This is a genomic window from Bradyrhizobium sp. AZCC 1577 (genome assembly GCF_036924575.1).
Lineage (GTDB): Bacteria > Pseudomonadota > Alphaproteobacteria > Rhizobiales > Xanthobacteraceae > Bradyrhizobium.
Genome location: NZ_JAZHRQ010000001.1, coordinates 4,028,850 through 4,039,007 on the forward strand (window position 1 = coordinate 4,028,850; position 10,158 = coordinate 4,039,007).

11 protein-coding genes are annotated in these 10,158 nt (G+C 62.9%); 7 read left to right on the forward strand and 4 right to left on the reverse strand.

Annotated elements, in window-relative coordinates:
* Positions 1-591 precede the first annotated feature (591 nt).
* The 3 genes from greA (at position 592) to V1278_RS18845 (ending at position 1,812) form a co-directional block, all read left to right on the forward strand.
* Entirely contained in the window at positions 592-1,041 is a 450-nt protein-coding gene (gene greA, locus V1278_RS18835) for a transcription elongation factor GreA (RefSeq protein WP_334363351.1), read from the forward strand.
* A 28-nt stretch (positions 1,042-1,069) separates the two neighbouring features.
* Positions 1,070-1,366: a DUF1330 domain-containing protein gene (locus tag V1278_RS18840; RefSeq protein WP_334381848.1), complete on the forward strand. Its 297-nt coding sequence runs from the start codon at positions 1,070-1,072 to the stop codon at positions 1,364-1,366.
* 95 nt (positions 1,367-1,461) lie between these two features.
* On the forward strand, positions 1,462-1,812 hold the full coding sequence (locus tag V1278_RS18845) for a DUF1236 domain-containing protein (RefSeq protein ID WP_334363348.1): 351 nt from the start codon (positions 1,462-1,464) through the stop codon (positions 1,810-1,812).
* Between the two features lie 61 nt (positions 1,813-1,873).
* Here the strand turns inward: V1278_RS18845 and V1278_RS18850 are convergent, their stop codons facing one another.
* The 4 genes from V1278_RS18850 to V1278_RS18865 form a co-directional block, all read right to left on the reverse strand.
* A complete protein-coding gene (locus V1278_RS18850; RefSeq protein WP_334363347.1) occupies positions 1,874-2,242 on the reverse strand; it encodes a hypothetical protein in 369 nt (122 codons plus the stop codon).
* A gap of 193 nt (positions 2,243-2,435) precedes the next feature.
* Positions 2,436-3,929, reverse strand: a complete 1,494-nt coding sequence (locus tag V1278_RS18855) for an amidase (protein WP_334381849.1) — start codon at positions 3,927-3,929, stop codon at positions 2,436-2,438.
* Positions 3,930-3,936: 7 nt separating this feature from the next.
* Positions 3,937-4,914 carry a Bug family tripartite tricarboxylate transporter substrate binding protein gene (locus V1278_RS18860; protein ID WP_334363345.1) on the reverse strand — a complete coding sequence of 326 codons (978 nt, stop codon included), beginning with the start codon at positions 4,912-4,914 and terminating at the stop codon, positions 3,937-3,939.
* Between the two features lie 127 nt (positions 4,915-5,041).
* Positions 5,042-6,112, reverse strand: coding sequence for a zinc-binding alcohol dehydrogenase family protein (locus tag V1278_RS18865; RefSeq protein ID WP_334381850.1), 1,071 nt, complete (start codon positions 6,110-6,112; stop codon positions 5,042-5,044).
* Positions 6,113-6,240: 128 nt separating this feature from the next.
* Between V1278_RS18865 and V1278_RS18870 the strand changes: the two genes are divergently transcribed.
* From V1278_RS18870 to V1278_RS18885, 4 genes are all read left to right on the forward strand, one after another.
* Entirely contained in the window at positions 6,241-6,618 is a 378-nt protein-coding gene (locus V1278_RS18870) for a winged helix-turn-helix transcriptional regulator (protein WP_334363343.1), read from the forward strand.
* 82 nt (positions 6,619-6,700) lie between these two features.
* The gene (locus V1278_RS18875; protein WP_334381851.1) at positions 6,701-8,098 is read left to right on the forward strand and encodes a DegQ family serine endoprotease; all 1,398 of its coding nucleotides are present in this window, start codon (positions 6,701-6,703) and stop codon (positions 8,096-8,098) included.
* Positions 8,095-9,432 carry a replication-associated recombination protein A gene (locus V1278_RS18880; protein ID WP_334381852.1) on the forward strand — a complete coding sequence of 446 codons (1,338 nt, stop codon included), beginning with the start codon at positions 8,095-8,097 and terminating at the stop codon, positions 9,430-9,432. The genes V1278_RS18875 and V1278_RS18880 overlap by 4 nt, the downstream gene beginning before the upstream one ends.
* A complete protein-coding gene (locus V1278_RS18885) occupies positions 9,429-10,142 on the forward strand; it encodes a tetratricopeptide repeat protein (protein ID WP_334381853.1) in 714 nt (237 codons plus the stop codon). The genes V1278_RS18880 and V1278_RS18885 overlap by 4 nt, the downstream gene beginning before the upstream one ends.
* The last annotated feature ends 16 nt before the right edge of the window (positions 10,143-10,158 follow it).

A 10,158-nucleotide genomic window follows, 5' to 3' on the forward strand; every position in this document is an offset into this window, starting at 1 on the left:
GTACGCTTTTCCGAACCGATGCAATGCGGTGCAACTATCGCAGAGGCGTTATTGGAGTTCGCTGAATGAATGCATCGGAATTGCGGATCGCTTATGAGGCCGATGATGATGGGACTGGCAAGATCATCGCGACAGTGAAATCAGGTGAATTCTCGGCTCGGGGGGGCAGCGTGGTTTAATCCAGACGACGTGATACGAACTTTCGTTGCCGCCCTCAGATCTTTTCCGCTGACGGCGACCACTCCAGCGCTCATCGAAGGTGGCTTCTGGAGCAAGGAGAATCCAGCAAGTTTGGAGCAATGCCATCTCAGGATTGCTGTTAAGCCATACGACAGCCGTGGAACGCTGCTCGTGCACGTCGATCTTTCCTCGGAGGTCTGGACAACGCCTGATGCTGATCTCCAGAATTTGGCTACTATTCGGTTCACGACCGAGTATGCCGCTGTCGATAGGTTCGCCCAGGAACTCGAGGGGCTCTTTGACGGTAAGCGAGATGTCGCGGTCTTGACTGGAGCCAAGAGCTAAGGAACTGCTCTCTTCCCGGCACGGCTTTCATAGGAACCGTCTCGGGCCGCCAAACGTTTGACATCTATGAGTAGGGCGTTCGTCAAGGACACCGAGGACGTCGAAGATCTGCCTGACCGGCCAATCTCCGAACTTCCGAACGACGTGACGGCTGAAGGTCTCCGCCGGATCGAGCAGGCGTTGGCCGCGGCCCAGGCTGCGGCGCAATCCGCCGGCGATCGCGCGGCGCTGGCCAGCGCCCGCCGTGACTTCCGCTATTGGAATGCTCGCCGCGCCACGGCAAGGGTGGCCCCCGAGCCATCAGACAATTCCGTCGTGCGCTTCGGCCACACCGTCACCATCGTGCGCGAGGACGACCGGCAACAGACGTTCCGGATCGTCGGCGAAGACGAGGCCGAGCCCGCACACGGCACGATCTCGCATGGCTCGCCGCTGGCGCGCGCGCTGTTCGGCAAGGGTGTCGGCGACGTCGTCGTCATCGCCGGAGGCGAAGCGGAGATCGTCGAAATCCGGTGATGCGCAAACACCATGCGCGAGGTGGATGATGTCAGCCTACGCTATTTCCGAAGTCGAGATGCGCGATGCTACTGACTTCGAGAGCTATCGCAGCATGGCGGCCAAGGCGATTGCACAGTATGGCGGCCGCTATCTCGTGCGTGGCGGCGCCGCAACTTTGATCGAAGGCGGCCCGCCACCGAAAACCATCATCGTCGTCGAATTTCCGACGATGGAGCGTTTGCGCGAATGGTACGGCTCGCCGGAATATGCCAAGGCATTGAGAGTGCGGCAGACCGCGCTGGGTCGCCGTCTGGTTTTCGTCGAAGGCGTCGCGCCGGTGTAGGCAGCAACGATGTGAAGGCGGTCGTTCCGGCGGAACAAGGACGCTCGGAAACCGTTTTTCCTGATGCCGCGCTGACGCGGCTTGAGGAGGACCCGATGAAGAAGCTGCTTATTTTGGCGGCGGCAGGGTCGCTGATTGCGACCATGGCCAACGCTCAAACCACGGTCATCACTCCCGACACGACGACCGGAACTGCGGGCGCAACAATTCGGATCGAGCCGGAGTATCGCACGAAGATCAAGAGCTACGTGACCGAGCACAAGATCCGGCCGGTGGAAACACGAGAAAGGATCGTGGTGGGCGCCAAGGTGCCGACCGAGGTCGAACTCGAGGCAGTGCCTTCGGATTGGGGCCCGTCAGTGACGAAGTATCGCTATGTCTACTCGAACAATCGCGTGATGCTGGTCGACCCCGCCACGCGCACGGTGGTGCATGAGATCGACTGAGGTGTTCTCGTCGCTCCATGCAAAAGGGCCGCCATGTCTGGCGGCCCTTTTCATTTCCAGATCACCAGTGATGCCAGTAACGGCGGTGGTAAAACCGCGGGCCATAGAATCGCGGACCGCCATAGTAGGCGAACGCCGGGCGAACCACGCGACGATAGCGAACGACGGGATAGTAAGGCTCGTCGTAATAGCCACCATAGTAGGCCGGCGCATAACCGCCGTAATAGGCCGGGTACCCGCCGTAATATCCGGGACCATAGGCGTAGGCGTTCGAAGCCAGTCCGCCGATCACCGCGCCCGCGATCAATCCGCCAGCCACGGCCGGGAAAAATCCTCCTCCGCGCCAGTGGGCCTCCGCCGGCGAGGGGGCCGTTACCGCGGTCAAGCCCAAGACCGCCGCTGCGGCTAAAGCCAAAGGTGCTTTTCTCATGGACTACTCCTTTCCGTAATTCAGACGTCCAATACTTTACATTCGAGCGAAGTTCGCTCTTTCGCAAAACAGACACTCGCTAAACACATTCGAGTGAAGTTCGTTGCCCAAGTGCCGGCTTTCAGACCGCTCTGGAGTCAGATTTAACTTTGATGAACGAATGTTCAGGCGACGGCTTCGAAACGGAGCCGGATCAATCGAAATCCAGAAAACCTGGCCGGCTCGAAATCGGAGGCTGTCGGCGCAGCCAGGCGAGGTCGGGTACGGGACGGGCCGTCTCCGGATTGGCCTCAAGCAGCGCCTCGATCTCGCGGGCCACTGAAAGCGTCGCGACGTCGCCGCCTCGCGGACCGATGATCTGGATGCCGAACGGCAATCCGGCGCCGTCGCGTCCGGCCGGTATCGCCACCGCCGGGTGTCCGGCATTGGTCACGGCATAGGCCAGCGCCAGCCAGTGGAAATAGCTTTTCGTCGGTGTGCCGTCGATGGCGGCCGGGTAAAGCTCGGACCAGGGCCGCGGGCTGATCGTGACTGTCGGCGCGATGATAAAATCGTGCTCGCCGAAAAATGTCTGCCAGCTCCGATAAAGCGCCGTCTGCAGCGAAAGCGCGCGTGCCACGTCGAGGGCAGAATAGCCGAGCCCCTCGGCCACGTTGTCGCTGACATTGGGACCCACTTTGTCCGGATATTTTTCGGCAAGCTCTCGGTGCCGCCCTAAAAATGCGACGGCGCGCAAGATCCGGAACACCTCGTCGGCATGGCTGCAATCCGGATGGGTCCATGCGACGCGGCGGAATGCCGATCCGAATGTCGCGAGCTTCGTTTTGAACGTCTCGACGATGACGCGTTCCGTCGGCGCAAACCCGAAATCGCAGGTTGCCGCGATGCGCAAGCTGGCGAGATCGGTCCGTGGCGGATCGCGATAGGTCTCGCGCACGGGCGTTCCGCCGGCGTGAAGGATGGCCGACAACGGATCGCGCGCGTCGCGATCCAGCATGCAGGAAAGCATCAGGCACGCGTCCGATACGTTTCTCGCCATCGGCCCGAGTTGCGAGATCTGCAGCCAGGCCATGTTGCGGCTGTTGCTGGCGATCAACCCGGGGGAGGGGCGGAATCCGACGACACCGCAAAAGGCGGCGGGGTTCCTGACCGAGCCGCCGGTGTCCGAACCGGTCGCCAGCGGTACCATGCCGGTTGCAAGCGCTACCGCCGATCCGCCGGACGAGCCGGCGGCGGAGCGCTCGGGATCGAAGGGATTGCCGGTGGCGCCATGAAGCGCATTGCGGGTGTTGCCGCCTGCGCCCCATTCGGGGACGTTGGTCTTGCCGACGACAATGGCGCCGGCGCGCTTGAGCATCGCGACGATCGCCTCATCCTCGGCCGCGACATTGTCCGCGAACAGCACGCTGCCAAAGCTCGTCGGCAGTCCCTTGGCGTCGATCAGATCCTTGACCCCGAGCGGGAGCCCGTGCAGCGGCCCGAGCGCATCGCCGCGCATCACGGCAGCTTCGCTTTCCCGCGCTGCCGCGCGCGCCGTATCGAACGAGCGCGCGATGATCGCATTGACGGCCGGATCGATTTCTTCGATGCGGCGGATGCAACTGTCCATGAGTTCGACCGGCGAAAGCTTGCGCTCGCCGATCAGCGCCCGGGCCGTTACCGCGGGCAGATCGCACGGCTCGGTCATATCAGGATTACTCTTCCTTGATCCCGCCCTTGCGGGCCAGTTCCTTCATCTCGGCCGTTTCCTTGGCGATGAAACCCGGCCAGTCCGGATAGCGCTTGAAGCCGGCTTCGTACCCGACCTTCGTAAAGCGCTCGATCACCGAAGGACTTGCGATTGCCTCTTCCAGCACCGAGGCCAGGCGGTCGCGTATGGCCGGAGGGATTCCCTTGGGCGCGACCACGGTTCCCCAGGAGACGAGGTCGATATTGGGATAACCGAGCTCGGCGAGCGTCGGAACGTCGGGAAGGAACGGCGAGCGCTTGGCGGAGAACACTGCCAGCGGGCGAACCGTGCCGGCTTCGAGCTGCGGCCTGATCGCGATCACGGTGTCCACGTGGTACTCGATGTGCTTGCCTATCAGGTCGTTCATCGCCGGCGCGCTGCCCTTGTAGGGCAGGTGCACCATCTTGATGCCGGCACTCGACTTGAACAGCTCGCCGGCGAAATGCGAAATGGTGGCCACGCCGAAGGACGCCAGCGACAGCTTGTCGGGATTGGCCTTCGCCGCCGCGACAAGCGCCGCAACGTCCTTGATCGGGCTGTCGCGATGGGTGACCAGCACCATGGTCAGGGTACCGGTCTGGGCGATCGGCTCGAAATCCCTCGCGCTGTCGTACGGCACGTTCTCCTTCACGGCGTGCTGCAACGTGAAGGTCGAATTCGAACTGGTGAGCAGGGTGTAACCGTCCGCTGCCGCGTTGGCGACCTCCTTGGCGGCGATCGTCGTGCCGCCGCCGGGGCGATTGAGCACGATCACGGGCTTGCCCAGACGCGTCTCGAGCTCGCCGGCAATGATGCGCCCGACGACGTCGCCAGCTCCGCCCGCCGGATAGGGCACAATCAACTGCAGCGATTTTTCGGGGTAACTGCCTTGTGCCGTTGCGATCGACGCGCAACCCACCACGCAGGACGACGCCAGCGTGGCCGCCAGAAACATTCGTATCATGTCGAACAGGTCTCCTGTCTTCCGTGTTCCCCGGCAATTCGCGCCGGGGTTTTCGGCGACAGCCATCCCGGATCGATGGAACAGGCTCCCTTGAATCGACCTCCGGATCAACCCCGTTGTTGGGCCGCTACCACCCCTCCAGGACGATCTTGCCGCGCGACTTGCCGCTTTCCAAAAGCGCATGGGCCCGTTTCAGATTGGCGGCGTTTATCGTTCCAAAGGTCTGGTCGAGTGTGGTGCGCAGCACGCCCTTGTCCAGGAGGTCGGAGACGTCGTTCAGGAGGTGGTGCTGGGCGATCATGTCAGGCGTCTGGAATGACGAGCGCGTGAACATTGATTCCCAGTGGATCGAGACCGCCTTGCCCTTGAAGGCGGAGACGGTGAATTCCGGGGGATCGTCGATCAGGCCGAACTTGCCTTGCGGCGCGATGAAATCCGCGATCGCCTTGTAGTACTGGTCGGTGAAGGTGAGGCTCGCAACCAGCGCGACCGGCGGCACTTTCAGTTTCTCGATCTGCTCCTTCATCGGCTGGGAATGATCGATCACCGCATGCGCGCCGAGCTCAAGGCACCATTTTTGCGATTCCGGCCGCGTGGCGGTAGCGACCACTGTCAGACCAGTGAGCCGGCGTGCGAGCTGGATCAGGATCGAGCCGACGCCGCCGGCGCCGCCGGTAATCAGCAGGGTGCTGTCGTCACGCACGTGGTACAGGTCGCGGAGCATTTGCGCGCGAGGATTTGACGTCAGTGGAAATCCCGCGCCATGCGGCACGGCGCCGAGCCGGTCGAACAGCAATTCCCAGGCCGTGATCGAAGTCAGCGGCAGCGCCGCGGCCTGCGCGAACGACAGCGATTTCGGCTTCTTGCCGACGATCCGCTCGTCGACCAGGTGAAATTCCGCGTTGGTGCCCTGGCGCAGGATTGAGCCCGCGTAAAACACTTCGTCACCTGCCTTGAACAGCGTGACGTCCGGGCCGACGGCATCGACGATGCCGGCAGCGTCGTAGCCCAGGATTTTCGTTTCGCCCTCGGGCGGGGCGGCGCGCTTGCGGACCTTGTAATCGACCGGATTGGCTGAGATCGCCTTGACGGCGACGCGGATGTCGCGGCCCGTCGGTTCCGGCTTGGCGGCCTCAAAATCAATCAGCGCATTTGCATCTTCGATGGGGAGCGATTTTTTGTATCCGACGGCCTTCATGTCCGTGCCTCCTCCGTGTTGACAGATTGATTGCCTAACTGTCGCTCTAGCATCCGCTTGGCAAGTACTGTAAATTGGGGGAACTAGTCCCTGTTTGGATACTATTGGGGAAACTCCAGGAAAAACTCATGAAACGGCGGAATTTTGCCCGTCGGCCGGGCTGCGCGGTTGAAGCGACGCTCGATCTGATCGATGGCAAGTGGAAGGGCGTGATCCTGTTTCACCTGCAGGCCGGCACCCAGCGTTTTGGGGAGTTGCGGCGGCGGATGCCGGGGATTACCCAGCGCATGCTGACCAAGCAGCTTCGCGCGCTCGAGGACGACAAGCTCGTGATCCGCAAGGTCTATGCCGAGGTGCCGCCGCGGGTCGAATACACGCTGTCTGAGATCGGCGAGAGCCTGCGGCCGGTGATCGAGACGCTCAGGGCATGGGGCGAGGGCCATCAGGAAAGGCTATCCTGTGCGCCGGCCTCCGACGCCGCGAAAGTGCCCGATCGCGCGGCCTGACCGGCAGCATTGTAGACCGCCTTATCTTCTCTCGTTGCCGCCTCGCATCTATATCTGAGGCCACCAATTTTGGGATTCTTGCATGACGTTGACGATCCGCTCTTTCGCCTTGCTGCTGGTTTCCGCAGTCGTTGCAACGCCGGCGCTGGCGCAGGATCGGCGCGTGCCAACCTCGGGCGCCGAGTTGCGGCTGTCGTACGCGCCGATCGTGCAGCGTGCGCAGCCGGCAGTGGTGAACGTCTATGCCGCCAAGACCGTACAGAATCGCAATCCGCTGCTGGATGATCCGATCTTCCGCCGCTTCTTCGGCGTCCCGGGCATGCAGCCCGAGCAGATGCAGCGCTCGCTGGGATCGGGCGTGATGGTCGATGCCTCGGGGCTCGTGGTCACCAACAACCACGTTATCGAGGGCGCCGATCAGGTCAAGATTTCGCTCGCCGACAAGCGCGAGTTCGAGGCCGAGATCGTGCTCAAGGACAGCCGCACGGATCTGGCCGTGCTGCGCGTGAAAGACGGACGAGAGAAATTTGCGACGCTGGACTTTGCCAATTCCGATGAATTGCTGGTCGGCGACGTCGTGCTCGCGATCGGCAACCCGTTCGGCGTCGGCCAGACCGTGACCCACGGCATCGTCTCGGCGCTGGCCCGCACCAAGGTCGGCATCACCGATTACCAGTTCTTCATCCAGACCGATGCGGCGATCAATCCCGGCAATTCCGGCGGCGCGCTGGTCGATATGACCGGCAAGCTGGTCGGCATCAACACCGCCATCTTCTCGCGCTCCGGCGGCTCGCAGGGCATCGGCTTTGCGATCCCCACAAACATGGTGCGCGTGGTCGTGGCCTCTGCCAAGAGCGGCGGCAAGGCCGTCAAGCGGCCGTGGTTGGGTGCGAAGCTGCAGGCGGTGACGCCTGAAATCGCCGAGACGTTGGGGCTGAAACTGCCGAACGGCGCCCTGGTCGCCAATGTCACACCAAACAGTCCGGCCGCACGCGCCGGTCTGAAGCCGTCTGACCTGATCGTCGCTATCGAAGGGCAGCCAATCGACGAACCCAACGCGTTCGACTACCGCTTCGCCACAAGGCAACTCGGCGGCGCCGCGCAGATCGACGTGCAGCGTGGCGGAAAGACCGTCAAGGTCACGGTGCCGCTGGAAACCGCCCCCGACACCAACCGCGATGAAATCGTGCTCACCGGACGTTCGCCGTTCCAGGGCGCCAAGGTCGCCAATATTTCGCCGGCGATTGCCGACGAATTGCACCTGGATTCTCAGGCCGAGGGCGTCGTGGTGATCGACCTCGCCGACGACGGCACCGCGGCCAGCGTCGGCTTCCAGAAGGGCGACATCATCCTTGCGGTCAACAATCAGAAAATCAGCAAGACCAGCGACCTCGACAAGGCTTCGAAAACCTCCTCCAGGCTCTGGCGCATCGTCGTGGTGCGCGGCGGCCAGCAGATCAACGTGACGCTCGGCGGATGAGCCCGAAGAAACCCCGCGAGGCAACCAATCTCTTTGCTGCGGCAGGGATGGAGGAGGATGCGCCGCGTCCGCTTCCCGACCGGTTGCGCCCGCGCTCGCTCGCCGATGTCGTCGGGCAGGACCACATCCTCGGTCCCGACGGCGCGCTGACGCGGATGCTGGAGACGCGCACGCTGGGCTCGCTGGTGTTCTGGGGACCGCCGGGCACCGGCAAGACCACGGTGGCGCGGCTGTTGGCGGACGCCACCGAACTGCATTTCGAGCAGATTTCGGCGGTATTTTCCGGCGTCGCCGATTTGAAGAAAGTATTCGACGCGGCGCGCGCCCGTCGCGAAATGGGCAAGGGCACGCTGTTGTTCGTCGACGAGGTGCATCGTTTCAACCGCGCGCAGCAGGATTCGTTTCTGCCTGTGATGGAAGACGGCACCGTGGTGCTGGTTGGCGCCACCACGGAAAATCCGTCATTCGAGCTCAACGCCGCGCTTTTGTCGCGCGCGCGCGTGCTGGTGTTTCATTCGCTCGATGCTGTCGCGATCGAAAAGCTCTTTGCGCATGCCGAGAGGGTCGAGGGACGAAAATTGCCGCTCGATGCCGAGGCGCGCGCCGTGCTGGTGCGGATGGCCGACGGCGACGGCCGCGCCGCGCTGACATTGGTCGAAGAGGTCTGGCGCGCCGCGCGCAAGGAGGAAGTCTTTAACGCCGCCCAGTTGCAGGAGATCCTGCAGCGCCGGGCGCCGATCTACGACAAATCGGCCGATGGCCACTACAACCTGATTTCGGCGCTGCATAAATCCGTGCGCGGCTCGGACCCCGACGCCGCGCTGTACTACCTCGCGCGCATGCTGGACGCCGGCGAGGACCCGCTATTTCTGGCGCGGCGCGTCGTGCGCATGGCGGTGGAGGATATCGGCCTTGCCGATCCGCAGGCGCTGGTGATCTGCAATGCTGCCAAGGACGCCTTCGATTTTCTTGGGTCTCCCGAGGGCGAGCTCGCGATCGCGCAGGCCGTGATCTATCTCGCCACTGCGCCGAAATCGAATGCCGCCTACAAGGCCTTCGGCGCGGCGACGCGCACGGCGAAAGAGGGCGGCTCGCTGCTGCCGCCAAAACATATTCTCAATTCGCCGACAAAACTGATGAAGTCGGAAGGCTATGGCTCCGGCTACGAATACGATCACGACGCGCCGGACGCCTTCTCCGGACAGGACTACTTTCCGGAAGCACTGGGGCGGCAGACGTTTTACGATCCGCCTGATCGCGGCTTCGAGCGCGAGATTCGCAAGCGGCTGGATTACTGGGCCAAGCTGCGTAAGGAACGGGGCCAGCGCGAATGAACAGTTTCGAGAATTATCTGGGGCAGGCTATTCGGGCCGTCGCATGTGTGGTGATGCTGGCGTCGCCGCTTGCTGCCGCGGCTGACAGCGCCGAGGTGGCGCCGGGCGTGCAGGTGACGAAGCGAAGCTATACAGCGCCGACCAACGAGCAGCCGTTCTTCGGATTTGCAGTCAAGAGTTCGGAGGAGAAGACCGCCGACGAGAAATTCGTAAGCGCCATCATCGGCGCGACAGGCTCTCGCGAAAAAGCCTTTGACGAAATAACCCTGCGTGGTTGGAGGGCTGTAAATACCGGCAAGATACGTGAGGCCGCGCTGCGGTTTAACCAGGCGTTTCTCATTTCACCGGAGCAGAGCGCCGTCTATCACGGCCTCGCGGTGGTCGCGCAATTTCGCTTCAATGATCCCGATGCCGCCGATGAACTGTTCAGGATCGCGCTCAAACAGCCCAATCCGGTGAAGGCGCTCAGGGCCGACTATGGCCGCATGTTGCTGATCGCGAAGCGCCCGCGCGACGCGCAGCCCGTGCTGGAGCAGGCGGTCAAGGATGCGCCGGATTTCGGCGACGCCTGGACCAATCTCGCCATCGCCCGCTTCCAGAACGGCGACGCAGCGGCCTGCGCAGCGGTGGAGGAAGCCGCCAAGAAGCGTCCGTCCAACAATTCCGGGGCCGACCTGACCGCGGTGAGAAACGCCGCGCAGTGCAAATAGCGCCGGTGATCTTCCG